Here is a 14,385-nt window from a genome sequence, read left to right as displayed (position 1 = left end):
GTAGCGACGTGATCAGGACGTTTGCAGGGGAAGGTGCACCTGAATGCGGGTCCCGTCACCGACCGGACTGCTGACCCGCATGGTGCCGCCGAGCGACGCGACCCGGTCGTACAGTCCGGTCAGCCCGGTCCCACGGGTCTGGTCGGCGCCGCCACCCCCGTCGTCGGCGACGAGCAGATGCAGGACGCCGTCGCGCTCCTCGACCACAATCTCGACGTGGTCGGCCTCGGCGTGTTTGACGGCGTTCGTCAGGGCCTCGGAGGCGACGTAGTAGGCGGCCACTTCGACGGCATCGCGGTAGCGACTCTCGAGGCGGACGGTCAGGTCGACGGGCACAGGCGAGCGGCGGGCGAGGGTGCGCAGTGCCGGACCCAGGCCGCCCTCGGACAGGATCGCCGGGTGGATGCCGCGCGACAGCTCGCGCAGCTGGTCCAGCACTTGCGTGACGTCGTCGGCGAGCCGGCCGACAGCCGTGCTGAGCTCGGGCAGCTCGGCCGGCACCTCCGCCTGGGTGTTGCGCAGCTCCAGCGCCAGTGAGACCAGCCGCTGCTGGGCGCCGTCGTGCAGGTCGCGCTCGAGGCGGCGGCGGGTGGCGTCGGCCGCGGCGATGACCCGGGCGCGCGAGCGGGCCAGCTCCGTGCGGCTCTCGGTGTTGGCGATCGCGGTCGCGACGACCTCGGTGAACGCGATCAGCCGCTGCTCGGTGTCGGCGGGCAGCAGCCGTGTGCGCGACCCGACGCCGATGCTCCCCCAGAGCCGCGACTCGACGACGATCGGGCTGGCCACCGCCGACCGGATGCCCTCGCTACGCAGGCTCGGCGGCAGCTCCTGGATCACCTTCACGTCGGAGTAGTCCAGCCGTGCCGGCTGGCCGGTGCGGCGCACGTTCTCGATGACCGACGGCTCCTCCGGGTACCACTTCGCCCCTGGCTTGCGCCGCTCCGCGTCGCGCCAGCCGCGAGCGGCGAGGTAGGTCGCCGTCTCGTCGCTCTCGAACCGCAACACCGACGTACAGTCGGCGCCCAGAAGCGTGCGGACCTGGTCGGCGACGATCGCGAAGACCGGGCTCGGATCGGCGTCGCCCCGGGCGGCCAGCGTCGCGACCCGGCGTAGCGCGGCCTGCTCGTCGGCGTTGCGGCGCACGGCCGCGCGGGCCTCGGCGTTGGTGACGGCCGTGGCGACCAGCTCGGTGAAGCGCTGGATCCGCGCCTCCGTGCCCGGCGGGAAGGCCTTCGCGCTCTTCGACGACGCCACGACGACGCCCCAGAGGTGGCCGTCGACGATGATCGGGCAACCGATCGACGATCGGATGCCCAGTTCGCGCGCCTCCGCGGCGACGGCGCCATCCGCGTAGGCGTACCCGGAAACCCGGGCCGGCCCACCGGTGCGGCGCACCTCGCGGGCCACGCTGACCCCGTCCAGCTCGATGCGCGTGCCGACGGCGAGCCGGGCGGGCACCCGCGCCCACGAGCCGACACCGGTCACCGTCCCGTCGGGCTCGTAGCGTTCCAGCCGAGCAAGGTCGGCGTCACACAGCAGCCCGACCTCGCGGCTCACCGCCTCGAACAGCTCCGGCGCCGGGACCCCCTCTGCCACCAGAGTGGCGACCCGCCGCAGCGCGGACTGCTCCGCCGCCAGCTCCTGCGACTCGCGGATCGACCGGCGCAACCCCGCCGCCAGCCCGGCCACGATCACCGCCGTCGCCACGAACACGCCGAGCGCCACCAGGGCCGGCCCTCCGGTCCGCGGTGGCGCGATGACCACCAGGAACGTCCCCACGCCCAGGGCGGCGACCAGGATCGCGGGACCGGCACCCCAGCGCATCGCCACGGGCAGCACCGCGAGCAGGTAGACGACGAGCAACCCGCGCGGTGTGAACTGCCGGTTCAGCAACCAGACGACACCCGTCGCCACGACCACGAGAACCACACCGGTAGCCACCCCGGCCGCCCACCGCTGCAGTGGCCGGCCGGTCAGTACGTCTGATACCTCACTACTCTCCTGCCGCCACCACATCTCGCACGGCCCTCGCCGACAGGTCGGCCTTCCAGACGAACCCGGCCGCGGGACTGGCCGACACCAGTTCCGCGACGTCCTCTTCGCGATGTGTCGAGATCAGCACCACGTGCGGACCCGACGGCGTCGCCTCGACGATCCGCCGGACGAGGTCGAGACCGCTCTCGGCTCCCAGCGCGATGTCCACCAGCACGACGTCCGGTTTCAGGGCGTCGATCTTCTCGAGTGCGTCTGTGGTCGTCGTCGCCGTCGCTACCACCTCCAGGCCACCGCGCTCGAGGCTCGAACGCGCCGCTGCCAGGAATCGCTCGTTGTCGTCAACGATGACACAGCGCCGCACCACTCCACCAGCATTGCACCAGGGCATGCAGGTGGCATGCCTGTTAACCGGAAACCCGGCTGGGGCCGAAGGTCCGCACCGCGAGGAACGCCTGCATGGCCGTGGCCGCGTCCCGCAGGCGCTGCGACAGGTGCAGTGCCTGCTGGACGTCCAAGACGTACTCCTCAGCGTCGCCGCCATCTCCCGCCAGCCGGACCCGGAGCAGGCCGGTGTGGTGTTCTCCGTGCACGGTGGCGAACTGGGCGTCGGCGGCGACGCCGAGGGTTGCGCGGTGGTCGGCCGCGCGCGAGCCGGCGTGGAGGGGATCGCCGGCTTGAGCGTCGTGGCGCCAGGGGTCAGCGCTGGGGGGATGCTTCCGGCCCGGCACCACGACGTCATGGGCGCCGCCGCGAGAATTGGTGCGAGGCGCGGTGTGGGGGAACAACTCGACCACGTCTGCCGGGCGGTTCATCGCGACCTCCCCACACGTTCTCGACATCGACGGCTCGTGCTCCAGCATCGCGCCGCGTGGCCCGTGCGCACATCGCGGCCAGCCACCATTCCGCTCTTCCAGCTAGCCGGAAGGGCAGTTGGCGGCTGGCCGTGACGACACGGGCCCGCGCCAGGGCGCATGCTGGTCCGCCAAGGCGGTGGAAGGAGACCCGTCATGCTGGCTTATGACGACGCCCTGTCGACACAGGACCTCCTGCGGATGCTCAACGTGCCGCTCGACGCGATTCCGTCGGTCGTGCGCGAGGCGGGTCGTCTGCTGGCGGTCCGCGCCGACGACGTCAGCGCTGCTGCTCGAGAAACGTGAGGACCGCGAGCACCCTCCGGTGGTCCTCGTCGGTCTCCGGCAGGTCCAGCTTCGTGAGGATGCTGCGAACGTGCTTCTCGACTGTTCCCTTGGTCACCCACAGCCGCCTGGCCACCCCGGCGTTGGACCGGCCCTCCGCGACCAGTGCGAGCACCTCGCGTTCACGATCCGTGAGCACTGAGAGCGGATCGTGCCGTCGCCGGGCCCCCACCAGTTCCTGCACCAGCGCCGGATCGACGACGGACGCACCCCTCGCCACCCGCTGCAGCGTGTCGACGAACTCGGCGACGTCGGTGACCCGGCTCTTGAGCAGGTAGCCGATGCCGCTACCGCTGGCGAGCAGCTGCATGGCGTGCTCGACCTCGGCGTGCGCCGACAGCACCATGATCGCGACGTCGGGATGGTCGGCCCGGATCAGGTGCGCGGCTTCCAGCCCCTCCGTCGAGTGGTCCGGCGGCATCCTGATGTCGACGATGACCAGCTCCGGCTCGAGCCGATGCACCAGGTCCAGCAGCTCCGGCGCATCGCCTGCCTGCGCCACCACCTCGAACCCGTTGCGCTCCAGCAGGCTCGCCAAACCCTCCCGGAGCAACACGTCGTCGTCGGCGATGACCACTCGAATCGCGCGCATCGGTCCACCACCTCGGCCGGCACCACCATGGAGCGGGCACACCCGGGAACCAGTCTGGCAGCGATCCGCCCGGGTGGTAGAGGTCACCGTCCACGACGTACCCGAGGTTCGTGCAGTCCGGCTCGTCGCCGTAGACGGTGGCGTGCCGGCCGCCGCGCGCGGTCACCGCGAAGCCGGCCGCGGAGAACTCCTCACCTGCTATGACCGACGCCGACGGCCTGGCGGCCACCCGCTCCTCCGGCCGTCCGCTCGTAGGCCGGGACTGGATCGCGGTCGTGCCGGGGAACGTCAGCCGCGCAACTCGGCGAGCTGGGCCTCCAGATCGGCCACCCTGGCCTGTAGCTCGAACACTCGCCGTATTCCGGCGAGCGTGAGACCCTCCTCGAGGAGGGTGCGCACAGCGATCACTTGGTCGATCTGGTGCCGGCTGTAGCGCCGCTGCCCACCCTGGGACCGGGTCGGATGGACGACGTCCTGCTGGTCGAGACGACGCAGGAATGCATGCTGGACTCCCAGCATGTCCGACACCTGCCCGATCGTGAACAGGGGAGCCTGCGCGTCGTCGAGCGGTAGCTTCACGAAGCACCTCGGATGTGGCGACAAACCTACAGCTCGATTATCAGGTTCCCTTACACATGCGGTCAAGTCCCGCGTCGTGGTCTCGAGCCGCGCCTCTCTTGTGGTGGTCGGGCCGGGTGAGTCCAGGCAGGTCCTCGCTCCGAACGCGTCAGGTGGCATGAGGCCGAGGCGGCGTAGCGGATACGCCGCCCACACCCACCAGCAGGGCCTCGTCCTCATCTGGCCATGGCACCACCCGACGCTGGTCCAGCGCGTCTGCCTCGTCGGATTCGACCGGTAGCCCGGTACCCAGCAACGGCGGCTCCTCCTCGACTACGGCGACCTGCTGTTCGAGGAGGTCCGCCTCCGGCCCCTCGATGGAGAGATCCACGTGTTCGGCCTGCTCCAGAGTGACCTCGTCGGTCCACCCATCCCACGTCATCGCTGCACCTCGCCTTCTCGCGGATGTCGTCGTCATCGAGCTCGCAGGTTCCATAGAACCTACAACTATGGTATGTAGATATTCGACTGAGGCGGAAGGAGATAACCGGACGCCACGAGTGTGAAGGCGTCCCGCTCTCCGTGCGACCCGCACTGGAGTCTCGGCCACCCCGAGGTGGTTGACGCCGCCCTTCGGGCATCCGGGGCGGTGCCGACCACGCTCGTCGTGTGCCGGATCGCGTCAGAGTGGAACCGAGGGAAGTCCAGCAGTGATCTCGGAGCAGAATTCGCTCTTGACCGGGGGGATTCCTCACCGGGAGGAAGCCAGCCCGCCGATGCGTTCGGATGCGGCTGACGACGTGCGCCTCGCCGTGGATGTCGAGCAGTGCGTTGACGGTGAACGCGCACGGTTGGCCCTTCGCGGCCTGCTCGACCTGCGCACCGCGCCGCTCGTCGCCGCCGTTCTGGAGCATCTCGTCGGCCGTGGGTGCCGCACCGTCGTGATGGACATCGAGCACGTGGCGCTCGGCCGGTGCGCCGTCGACGCGCTCATCGACCTCAGAAGGACTCTGCGGCAGATCGGCGGCCACCTGAAGCTCGAGCGCACCCGGCGCCGCGGGCGCCACTCGCGGTCCGAGGCAGACATGCATCGCGGCTGGTCACTCGCGGCCGGATGGGAGGCCGGCCGCCCTCGTGACTCTGGGAACCGGGCGCCGCCGCCGGTTCCGGCACCGTTCGCCCTGTCCGCCCCATGAGACAGCTGCCCTATGGGATCAACGATGCAGACTCTGCTTCTCATCGCTATAGCGCTCGGCCCGCTGGTGTTGTGGTGGATCGCATCGCTGATGGACCGATCCGAACACGAACGTTGGATGTATGCGCTCCGTGTTCTGCGTGAGCTCGACCGGCAGTCCGCCGGGCGGGCCGCAGGGCGACGCGCACCCGACCATCCCGGCGCGGCACCACACGCCGTGGCCGGTAACGACTCCAGACGTATCCGGCGGCTCCTACCGAGACGAATCGACTGACCACACGACTACAGGAGGATTTCGGCAGCCATGGCGACGCTGTCGTTCATCGGTCGCGACATCGGTGTCGACCTGGGCACCGCGAACACCCTCGTCTATGTCCGGGGGCGGGGCATCGTGCTCAACGAGCCCTCGGTGGTGGCGATCAACATCGATACGGGCGGCGTCCTCGCCGTCGGTGCGGAAGCCAAGAAGATGATCGGCCGTACGCCGGCACATGTAGTGGCGACGCGCCCTCTGAAGGACGGGGTCATCGCGGACTTCGAGACCACCGAGCGCATGCTGCGCTACTTCATCCAGAAGGTGCACCGCCATCACTTCGCCAAGCCGCGCGTGGTGGTCTGCGTGCCGTCAGGTGTCACCGCCGTCGAGCGCCGGGCCGTCGTCGAGGCCGTCAGCCAGGCGGGAGCCCGGCAGGTACACCTCATCGAGGAGCCGATGGCCGCCGCCATCGGCGACGGCTTGCCGGTGGCCGAGGCCACCGGGAGCATGATCGTCGACATCGGTGGCGGCACGACGGAGGTCGCGGTCATCTCGCTGGGCGGCATCGTCGTCGCCCGGTCCATCAGGACCGCCGGCGACGAGCTCGACAACGCGATCATGCAGTACGTCAGGAAGCACCACTCATTGCTGCTCGGCGACCGGACGGCCGAGGAGCTCAAGAAGACGATCGGTTTCGCCCGGACGACGCCGAGGGAGGATCGGCCGCCCCAGATCCGAGGACGGGACTTCGTCACCGGTCTGCCGAAGACGATCGAGATCTCCGCCAATGAGCTCCGCGAGGCGATCGAGGAACCGGTCGGATCCATCGTCGACGCGGTGCGCGCGACCCTCGACGAGTGTCCGCCCGAGCTGTCCGGCGACATCATGGACCGCGGCATCGTGCTCACCGGCGGCGGTGCCCTGCTCCGGGGGCTCGACGCGCGCCTGCGCCAGGAGACGGGGATACCGGTGCGCATCGCGGACAACCCGCTCGACTCCGTGGCGCTCGGCGCCGGCAAGTGCGTCGAGGAGTTCGAGGCGCTCCGGCCGGTACTGGCGTCGTCCCGCGCTCGCTCGCTACAGGCCGCATACGCACGATGAGGGGGCGATCGGCATCGCCGCGGCGCCCGACGTCGCGGCAGCGCGGACGTTCGCGACTCCTCCTCGGGCTCTCGATGGTCGCCGCGCTCGGGCTCCTCGTGACCGATGTCAGAGCACCGGCGTCGCTCGCTCCCATGCGTGAGGCCACGGCGACGGTCTTCGCTCCGGCCGAACAGATCTTCGGGTCGATGGGCCGAGCCCTCGCACAGACGATGCGCCGGATCGGTGGCCAGGACGACCAGGTCGCCGCACTTCGCCGCGAGAACGCCGAGCTGCGCGAGCAGGCGCTGGCTTCCCAGGTCGACGCCCGCGTCGCCCAGGAGCTTCAGCAGCTGCTCGGCACCGCGGACCGCGGGCGTTATCGGGTGCTGCCGGCCCGGGTCATCGCCTTCGGGCCGGCGCAGGGATTCGCCCGGACGGTGGCGATCGACCTGGGCCATCGGGCCGGTGTGCGCAGCGACATGACGGTCGTCAACGGCGACGGACTCGTCGGGCGAGTGGTCGAGGTGTCAGCAGACTCGGCGACCGTGCTGTTGGCCGTCGACCCCGGCTCGACGGTCGGGGTCCGGATCGCCGACACCGCCGAGATGGGTGTGCTCACCGGTGCGGGCGATGGCCGGCCGACCCTCCGATTGCTCGATCCGCAGGCGGCCGTCCAGCCCGGTGACGACGTCGTCACGCTCGGATCACCGCGTGCCCAGCCCTTTGCCGCAGGTATCCCGATCGGCGAGATCCAGCAGGTCCGGGCAGGAGCGAGCCGGCCGACCCCGGTCGCGACGGTGCAGCCGCACGTCGACTTCACGGCGCTGGACGTCGTCGGTGTCGTGGTCGAGCCGTCCACCGCGGCAACCCACGCAGCACCCCGGAGGTCGCCTCGCCCGATCACACGGAAGGGAGCGTGAGGGATGAGTCCGGTTCGAGCCATGGCGGCCGCGGCAGTGCTGATCGTCGCGGTGGTGGCCCAGCACGCGTTCCTGCCGTGGCTTCCGCTGCCGGGGCCGGCGCCGGACCTCGTCCTGGTCGCCGTCGCCGGGCTGGCGCTCGCGGCTGGGTCCGGGGCGGGCACCCTGCTCGGCTTCCTCGCCGGTCTGGCCCTCGACCTGGCGCCGCCTGCCAACCACCCGATCGGCGCCTGGGCCATGTGCATGAGTCTGGCGGGCTACGTCATCGGGCTGGCGGCCGATGCCACACGGCGGGGTGTGGCGGCCTACCTCGCGGTCACTGTGGCGGCGGCTGTGTCACCCGTCGCCTACGCTCTCGGTGCCGGCGCGCTCGGGAGCGCACGAACGCTTGTCGGCGAGGTGCCCGGGCTGCTGGTCGGCCAGGTCGTCTACGCGCTGCTGCTCACACCGGTCGTCGTGCCCGCGATGGCGCGGCTGGCGCTCGGTCGATCCTCGGGGCGGCTGCCGTGAAGCGTACGCGACACAGGCTGCTCGGTGTCCGGGTGCTCATCCTGTCGTTGTTCGCGGCGCTCGGGGTCCAGCTCGCGTTCTTGCAGGTGGTCGCCGGCGACAGGTACCGGGAGGACGCGCAGGACAACCGCATCCGTGAAGTGGTCACCCCCGCGGCGCGCGGGCTCATCCTCGACGACCTGGGCCGGCCGCTGGCGCAGAACCGGAGCCGCTTCGTCATCTCGGTGAACCGTACCGACCTGGAGCGGCAGCCCGACCGAGGCGAGGCCGTGCTCGAGCGGCTGGGCCGGTTGCTCGGCCTGCCCGCGACCGAGTTGCGCCAGCAGATCAGTCCGTGCGGTCCAGGTGTGACGGAGCCCTGCTGGAACGGCTCGCCCTACCAACCCGTGCCGGTGGCAGAGGGTGTGGATGCGCAGACCGCGCTACAGATCATGGAGCGGCGTGAGGACTATCCGGCCGTGACCGCCGAGCTCGTGGCGGCGCGAGACTACCCCGCGCCGGAGGGGGCCCGCGCCGTCCACCTGCTGGGTTACCTTCAGCCTGCCGACGAGGAGGAGATGGCGGCGCAGGAGGCGCGCGGCCTACGCGACCCGGGCCTGCAGCGCGCCGATCTGGTCGGCCGAGCCGGGCTGGAGAAGCAGTACGACGACCTTCTGCGCGGCACCCCAGGTGTGACCCGGCTCGCCGTGGATCATGCCGGCCGCGTCACCGGCACGGTGGAGCAGGTAGCGCCGGTTCCCGGCAACCACCTGGTGACGAGTATCGATGCCAAGGTCCAGGCCGTCGCGGAGCAGGAACTGCACGCGGCGATCGAGCGGGCGCGCGGCCAAATCGACGACAACACCGGTCGCCGGTACGAAGCCGACGCCGGAGCGGTGGTCGTGATGGACGTGCGCACCGGCCGCATCGTCGCGATGGCCAGCTACCCGTCGTACGACCCGCAGGTCTGGGTCGACGGCATCACACCCACCGAGTACCAGCGGCTGGTGGACGAGGAGTCCGGCGGGCCGCTGCTGTCCCGCGCCTTCCAGGGTGGCGGCGCGCCACCAGGGTCCACCTTCAAGCCGATCTCGGCCGCGGCCGCCGCGGCCGCCGGGTTCTCGCTCACGTCGACCTACCCCTGCCCGGGCTCGCTCACCATCGGCGGGCGGCGGTTCCGGAACTTCGAGTCGCAGGACTACGGCGACATCACCATGGCCCGCGCCTTGGAGGTGTCGTGCGACACGGTGTTCTACGACATCGCCCAGCGGATGTGGCTACGTGACGGAGGGAACCAGCCCGTCGAGCGGCCGTCCGACCCGATGCAGCGAATGGCCAGGTCCTTCGGTCTCGGCCAGCCCACCGGCGTCGACCTGCCGGGCGAGTCGCCCGGACGGATCGCGGACCGCGACTACAAGCGGCGGCACTGGGAACGGACCAAGGACGAAACCTGCCGACGCGCCGATTCCGGCTACCCGGAACTGGCGCCGTCAGAACCGGCGCGGGCCCGATTTCTCGAGCAACTGGCGAAGGAGAACTGCGCGGACGGATTCCGCTGGCGGGTGGGCGACGCGGTCAACTTCTCCATCGGTCAGGGTGACACGCTGGTGACGCCGCTGCAATTGGCCCGTGCGTACGCGGCCATCGCCAACGGCGGCACGCTGTGGCGCCCGCAGGTGGCCAAGGCGGTCCTCGGACCGGACGGCCATCCGGTGAAGACCTTCGAGCCGGAGGCGACCGGGCAGCTGCCGGTCTCCAGATCGACCCTCGACTACCTACGGGACGCGCTCGTCGGGGTCACGACCCACGGGTCGGCGGCCCGGGCGTTCGCCGGCTGGCCGCACGATGAGTACCCGGTCGCGTCCAAGACAGGCACTGCCGAGGTGTACGGGAACCAGACCACGTCCTGGTTCGCGACATTCGCGCCGGCCGACCAGCCGCAGTACGCCGTCGTGATGATGGTGTCCCAGGGCGGCACCGGGAGCGGCACGGCAGCACCGTCGGTGCGCAAGATCTACGAGGCCCTGTTCGGTATCGGCCGGGAACCGGTGCTGCCCGGTGGCGAGCTCCCGACCGGGTTGCCGCAGATCAGGCCGGACAGCACGGTGGGTCAGCCGTGATCGCGGCACTCCGGCGGCTGGACTGGCTGCTGCTCGCCGCTGTGCTGGCTCTGTCGGGCATGGGAGCCCTACTGGTCTGGTCGGCGACCCACGCGCGTCAGCTCAGCGCGGGCGGCGACCCGAACGCGTACCTCTACCGGCACCTGGCCAGCCTCGCCATCGGCCTCGCCCTGGCTGGAATCGTGACGCGGTTCGACTACCGCCAGCTGCGGATCCACGGTCCCGTCGTCTATCTCGCCGCCGTCGTCGGCCTGCTCCTCGTGCTGAGCCCGCTGGGCCGCACGGTCAACGGGTCACACTCGTGGATCGACCTCGGCGGCGGGTTCTCCCTGCAGCCGTCCGAGCCGGCCAAGGTCGCCCTGTGCGTGAGCCTCGCGCTGCTGCTCACCGAACGGCGTGCGTCCGGAGACGGCTTCCGGAGTGGCGACGTGCCGCACACTCTCGGCTTGGCCGCGGTGCCCATCGGGTTGGTGATGCTCCAGCCCGATCTCGGCTCGGCCATGGTGCTGACCGTGATCGTCGCCGGCATCCTCGTGATCGCCGCGGTGCCGGTGCGCTGGCTCACCGGACTGGCGCTGACGGCGGCAGCCGGTGCGGTCGCCGTCGTCCGGTTGGGCCTGCTCGACCAGTACCAGATCGACCGTTTCGCGGCGTTCGCGAACCCCGACCTGGACCCGCTGGGCGCCGGCTACACCACCGAGCAGGCGCGGATCGCGATAGGGTCCGGCGGCCTCACCGGCCAGGGCCTCTTCCACGGAACACAGACCAGTGGCCAGTTCGTGCCCGAGCAGCACACCGACTTCATCTTCACCGTGGCGGGCGAGGAGCTCGGCTTCGCCGGTGCCGCGGTGCTCCTCCTGCTCTTCACCACGTTGATCTACCGGACGTGTGTGATCGCCGCGCGGGCTGATGACCTGTTCGGTGCTTTGATGGCAGGCGGGATCGGTTGCTGGTTCGCCTTCCAGACGTTCGTGAACATCGGCATGACCCTCGGGATCATGCCGGTCACCGGCATCCCGCTGCCCTTCGTCTCCTACGGTGGTTCGGCGATGCTGGCGAACCTGACCGCCGTCGGGCTGCTCCAGAGCGTGCGCCTGCATCAGCGCGTCGCGACGCCCCAGTCCGGAGAGCTGCTGACCGCAGACGCTGTGACTGCCCTCCCTCGCAGACACCGAGCCGGATAGGTTGGATACCTAGCGACGAGGGGAATCGGATCATGGCGGGGAGCCCCGAGGCCGTCATTGCTCGCGTACAGGGCGCTGCCCCACGTGCGTCGGCGGCCGGTTCGGCGCGGCTGTCGTATGGGCTGCATCGCGGTGCGCCGACACTCGAAGAGTGGGACCTGCTCGGCGAGGGCGTGGCCGATTTCGCTGCTCGCATGACACAGGTGACCCAACTGCTCATCCCCGGATACATGCCGGAGAACATGCCGAGCGTGCCAGAGGCATTCGCCAGACCGCGCGAGCTGCTCTACGACGGAGCGACCGAGTTGATGCGCTCGGGTGATTCCTGGTTCGCCGTCACCGACGAGGACCGGGACGGCCCACGCAGCCATCAGGATCCGCTGTGGCCGCTGGATGCCCTGTTCGGTGCCGGCGATGACGTCGTCGAGGCCGGTACGGACACCATCCGTGGCGTCGCCACCACTCGTCATCGGCTCACCGTCGATCTCGTGGCGGCGGACGAGGCTCTGCATACGGGCATAGGTGTGCCGGAAGGGCCATTTCGTCGATTGCGCCAGGTGCCCGCGGAGGTGTGGCTGGACGACGCGGGCCTGGCGCGCCGGATCGCGATCCAGAACACCGCAGGCAATCGTGAGGTCTGGAAGGTCGTCGAGTTCTGGGACTTCGGCGTTGCGGCGGCGATCACCGCTCCCGACGCCGGTCAGATCACGACCGCGGACCCGATCGACCTCCAGCGCATCCTCATGGAAGACGGCTGAGGCCGACCCCTGAGAAGCAGAAGAGCCCTCCGAAGAGGGCTCGTGGGCTGAGATTTCGCGTGGTCGGGGTGACAGGATTTGAACCTGCGACCTCTTCGTCCCGAACGCGGGTGGGTCTTGTCGCCCGTTGTCGTCGGTTGCTCGTCGCCGCTGGTCGCGCCGGTTGACGGTGTTGCCCGTCGCTGTGCTTGTCGTGTGCTCGTCAGTCGATGTGCTGACTTTCTGCTGACTCCTGCGCCTCATCAGGTCAGGGCGCGCGGACCGCCATCGTCGCTGGTCGACCTCATCCGTTAGTCGCCCCCGGCCGGTGCGCCAACACCGGGCCGGGGACTTGATCCCAACCTGAGCTATCCAGGGAGAGACCCGTGGTCACGCTACCCGAACCTGACAAGAGAGAGATCATCACCCGCGCGCCGTTCCTCACCGAAGGGATCGGCGAGATGGTCGCGCACCTGCTGCACGGTGATGCCCGCATCGATGTGCTGATCAAGCCGTTCGAGACCGACATGTACGCCTCGTTCGATCTGGTGCCGAAGGAGGCTCGCCGGCTCGCTGCCGAGCTGGTGCGGATCGCTGATGTGGCGCAGCAGGCGATGTGGACACCGAAGCTGCTCGCGCATGTCCGTGAGCGGTACCTGCCCGGTGCGACCGATGTCGAGATCATCGAGCGGCTGAACCGCCTGGCAGAGCGCGACGGCGGCTTTGAGCTGATGAGGCCGGGCGTGCTGCACCCGGAGGACGGCTACACGCTGAGGAGCCAGGCCCACAGCGAGGTCGTCGACCGAGTCGCCGGCGTGCTGTCCGAAGCGGGGGTGACGCTGGGCGAACTGGAGTCCGTCGTTGCTGATCTGCGCAAGATCCAGCGCGCCGAGACCGAGGACGCGTCGTGACTGCCAACGGCTACGGGAAGGACTGCTCGGTGAAGTGGTGCGACGAGGCCGGCGTCCACACCGTGCACCGGCACTACGTGGAGTCGATCCCGGCCGACTCCGGGCGCTGGATCCTTGGCGTCAACGTCGTCCGCCCGCACAGCTCGACCACCGGAGTCGAGCTGACGACCGTGCCACGTCACGGCCGCAGCACCGTGGTCCGCCTCGGAACTCATGAGGCCGAACTCCTCCACGAGGCGATCCGCGAGGCCGTCGAACGCATCCAGCGACGAGCCAGCCGCGACGACGTCTAGCGATGTGCCGGCTGGTCCCGTCGCATCCGCCAATGGTGCGACGGGGCCAGCCGTTCCGTGCAACAAGCTGCGACGACGAGCGATAGTTCCCGAGCGTTCGTCGTCTCGACCGAAAGTGAGGACTGCTGTGTCTGCTGAGCTTCTGCCGTACGCTGGGACTATGTCCGAGATGCCGGTGCAGGACGCGAAGGATCACCTCAGTGAGGTGATCAGCCGAGCCACGTCCACCGGGGAGGTCATCTACCTGACCGACCACGGGGAGCGCCTGGCCGCCATCATGCCGGCCGAACGCGCCGCCGTCCTCGATGGCCTGCTCGCCGTTGAGGAGCATGAGGCCGAGCACGGACCGATCCCCGCCGATGAGGCACGCAAGGCGCACGACGTGCTGGTCCGCGAGGGCGTCATCACCGACTGATGGGCATCACCTACGACACCGGCGCGCTGGTCGCGGCGGAAGCCAACCGAGTCGACATATGGGCCTTGCACCGTGACGCGCTACGCCACGAAATCCGCCCCGTCGTCCCGGCTGCCGTCCTGGCGCAAGCATGGCGCGGTGGCCCACAGCACCAGCTCTCCCGGCTCCTGCGCGGCTGCAAGATCGAGCCGATGACCGAACAGCTAGCCCGCGAGGCCGGCGCAGCATGTGGAGCCGCGAGAACGAGCGACGTCGTCGACGCCACCGTCGTTATCTCTGCGCTGTCACGTGGCGACCTGGTCGTCACCAGCGACCCCGGCGACCTCGCCCACCTGGCCGACGCCCTGAACAAGCCCCTCCGCCTGCACAGCGTCTGATACGACGACCGTTACATGATCCGTAGGCGGCTTGCCACACGCTGTTCCGTCCGGTGGCTGTCGC

At 69.9% G+C, this 14,385-nt stretch carries 18 protein-coding genes; 12 read left to right on the top strand and 6 right to left on the bottom strand.

What is annotated here, in order from left to right; translation table 11 throughout:
• Positions 1-12: 12 nt before the first annotated feature.
• Genes DY240_RS16100 through DY240_RS16090 form a run of 3 tightly spaced genes read right to left on the bottom strand, consistent with a single transcriptional unit; the run spans position 13 to position 2,855 of the window.
• Entirely contained in the window at positions 13-2,016 is a 2,004-nt protein-coding gene (locus tag DY240_RS16100) for a GAF domain-containing protein (protein WP_119660863.1), read from the bottom strand.
• Positions 1,994-2,356: a response regulator gene (locus tag DY240_RS16095; RefSeq protein WP_233552761.1), complete on the bottom strand. Its 363-nt coding sequence runs from the start codon at positions 2,354-2,356 to the stop codon at positions 1,994-1,996. Before DY240_RS16095 ends, DY240_RS16100 begins: the two co-directional genes overlap by 23 nt.
• A 43-nt stretch (positions 2,357-2,399) precedes the next feature.
• Complete coding sequence (locus DY240_RS16090; RefSeq protein ID WP_119660861.1) at positions 2,400-2,855, bottom strand: hypothetical protein; 456 nt, start codon at positions 2,853-2,855, stop codon at positions 2,400-2,402.
• A 147-nt stretch (positions 2,856-3,002) separates the two neighbouring features.
• Between DY240_RS16090 and DY240_RS32055 the strand changes: the two genes are divergently transcribed.
• The gene (locus tag DY240_RS32055) at positions 3,003-3,152 is read left to right on the top strand and encodes a hypothetical protein (protein ID WP_158602875.1); all 150 of its coding nucleotides are present in this window, start codon (positions 3,003-3,005) and stop codon (positions 3,150-3,152) included.
• On the opposite strand, the gene DY240_RS16085 is transcribed toward DY240_RS32055, so the two are convergent.
• From DY240_RS16085 to DY240_RS16070, 3 genes are all read right to left on the bottom strand, one after another.
• Positions 3,127-3,783: a response regulator transcription factor gene (locus tag DY240_RS16085; protein WP_119660860.1), complete on the bottom strand. Its 657-nt coding sequence runs from the start codon at positions 3,781-3,783 to the stop codon at positions 3,127-3,129. The genes DY240_RS32055 and DY240_RS16085 overlap by 26 nt on opposite strands.
• A gap of 288 nt (positions 3,784-4,071) precedes the next feature.
• Positions 4,072-4,362 carry a MerR family transcriptional regulator gene (locus tag DY240_RS32905; protein ID WP_199701597.1) on the bottom strand — a complete coding sequence of 97 codons (291 nt, stop codon included), beginning with the start codon at positions 4,360-4,362 and terminating at the stop codon, positions 4,072-4,074.
• A 148-nt stretch (positions 4,363-4,510) separates the two neighbouring features.
• Complete coding sequence (locus DY240_RS16070) at positions 4,511-4,783, bottom strand: hypothetical protein (RefSeq protein ID WP_119660859.1); 273 nt, start codon at positions 4,781-4,783, stop codon at positions 4,511-4,513.
• A gap of 268 nt (positions 4,784-5,051) precedes the next feature.
• Between DY240_RS16070 and DY240_RS16065 the strand changes: the two genes are divergently transcribed.
• The 11 genes from DY240_RS16065 to DY240_RS16015 all read left to right on the top strand — a co-directional run bounded on the left by DY240_RS16065 (position 5,052) and on the right by DY240_RS16015 (position 14,321).
• Positions 5,052-5,537: an STAS domain-containing protein gene (locus tag DY240_RS16065; RefSeq protein ID WP_119660858.1), complete on the top strand. Its 486-nt coding sequence runs from the start codon at positions 5,052-5,054 to the stop codon at positions 5,535-5,537.
• 312 nt (positions 5,538-5,849) lie between these two features.
• The gene (locus tag DY240_RS16060; RefSeq protein WP_119660890.1) at positions 5,850-6,893 is read left to right on the top strand and encodes a rod shape-determining protein; all 1,044 of its coding nucleotides are present in this window, start codon (positions 5,850-5,852) and stop codon (positions 6,891-6,893) included.
• A gap of 134 nt (positions 6,894-7,027) precedes the next feature.
• Complete coding sequence (gene mreC / locus DY240_RS16055; RefSeq protein WP_147375353.1) at positions 7,028-7,795, top strand: rod shape-determining protein MreC; 768 nt, start codon at positions 7,028-7,030, stop codon at positions 7,793-7,795.
• 3 nt (positions 7,796-7,798) lie between these two features.
• Complete coding sequence (locus DY240_RS16050; protein ID WP_147375352.1) at positions 7,799-8,305, top strand: hypothetical protein; 507 nt, start codon at positions 7,799-7,801, stop codon at positions 8,303-8,305.
• A gap of 47 nt (positions 8,306-8,352) precedes the next feature.
• Positions 8,353-10,404, top strand: a complete 2,052-nt coding sequence (gene mrdA / locus DY240_RS16045) for a penicillin-binding protein 2 (RefSeq protein ID WP_199701594.1) — start codon at positions 8,353-8,355, stop codon at positions 10,402-10,404.
• Positions 10,401-11,588 (top strand): rod shape-determining protein RodA, encoded by a 1,188-nt coding sequence (gene rodA, locus DY240_RS16040; RefSeq protein WP_199701588.1) that lies wholly within the window; start codon positions 10,401-10,403, stop codon positions 11,586-11,588. Before mrdA ends, rodA begins: the two co-directional genes overlap by 4 nt.
• Before the next feature lie 32 nt (positions 11,589-11,620).
• Positions 11,621-12,346, top strand: a complete 726-nt coding sequence (locus DY240_RS16035; protein ID WP_119660854.1) for a hypothetical protein — start codon at positions 11,621-11,623, stop codon at positions 12,344-12,346.
• 365 nt (positions 12,347-12,711) lie between these two features.
• Entirely contained in the window at positions 12,712-13,236 is a 525-nt protein-coding gene (locus DY240_RS16030; protein ID WP_119660853.1) for a hypothetical protein, read from the top strand.
• On the top strand, positions 13,233-13,529 hold the full coding sequence (locus DY240_RS16025) for a hypothetical protein (protein WP_119660852.1): 297 nt from the start codon (positions 13,233-13,235) through the stop codon (positions 13,527-13,529). Before DY240_RS16030 ends, DY240_RS16025 begins: the two co-directional genes overlap by 4 nt.
• Positions 13,530-13,698: 169 nt before the next feature.
• The gene (locus tag DY240_RS32050) at positions 13,699-13,944 is read left to right on the top strand and encodes a type II toxin-antitoxin system prevent-host-death family antitoxin (RefSeq protein WP_158602874.1); all 246 of its coding nucleotides are present in this window, start codon (positions 13,699-13,701) and stop codon (positions 13,942-13,944) included.
• Entirely contained in the window at positions 13,944-14,321 is a 378-nt protein-coding gene (locus tag DY240_RS16015) for a PIN domain-containing protein (RefSeq protein ID WP_199701587.1), read from the top strand. Before DY240_RS32050 ends, DY240_RS16015 begins: the two co-directional genes overlap by 1 nt.
• Positions 14,322-14,385: the final 64 nt, after the last annotated feature.

Origin of the sequence: Jiangella rhizosphaerae, assembly GCF_003579925.1 — a bacterium.
Lineage (GTDB): Bacteria > Actinomycetota > Actinomycetes > Jiangellales > Jiangellaceae > Jiangella > Jiangella rhizosphaerae.
This window is presented reverse-complemented; position numbering and strand designations above follow the sequence as displayed.

Bases quoted from the DNA above. Each gene is read 5' to 3' on its own strand.
- DY240_RS16100 (WP_119660863.1), bottom strand. From the start codon at position 2,016: ATGTGGTGGCGGCAGGAGAGTAGTGAGGTATCAGACGTACTGACCGGC.
- DY240_RS16090 (WP_119660861.1), bottom strand. From the start codon at position 2,855: ATGCTGGAGCACGAGCCGTCGATGTCGAGAACGTGTGGGGAGGTCGCG.
- DY240_RS32055 (WP_158602875.1), top strand. From the start codon at position 3,003: ATGCTGGCTTATGACGACGCCCTGTCGACACAGGACCTCCTGCGGATG.
- DY240_RS16085 (WP_119660860.1), bottom strand. From the start codon at position 3,783: ATGCGCGCGATTCGAGTGGTCATCGCCGACGACGACGTGTTGCTCCGG.
- DY240_RS16070 (WP_119660859.1), bottom strand. From the start codon at position 4,783: ATGACGTGGGATGGGTGGACCGACGAGGTCACTCTGGAGCAGGCCGAA.
- mreC (WP_147375353.1), top strand. From the start codon at position 7,028: ATGCGTGAGGCCACGGCGACGGTCTTCGCTCCGGCCGAACAGATCTTC.
- DY240_RS16050 (WP_147375352.1), top strand. From the start codon at position 7,799: ATGAGTCCGGTTCGAGCCATGGCGGCCGCGGCAGTGCTGATCGTCGCG.
- DY240_RS16035 (WP_119660854.1), top strand. From the start codon at position 11,621: ATGGCGGGGAGCCCCGAGGCCGTCATTGCTCGCGTACAGGGCGCTGCC.
- DY240_RS32050 (WP_158602874.1), top strand. From the start codon at position 13,699: ATGCCGGTGCAGGACGCGAAGGATCACCTCAGTGAGGTGATCAGCCGA.
- DY240_RS16015 (WP_199701587.1), top strand. From the start codon at position 13,944: ATGGGCATCACCTACGACACCGGCGCGCTGGTCGCGGCGGAAGCCAAC.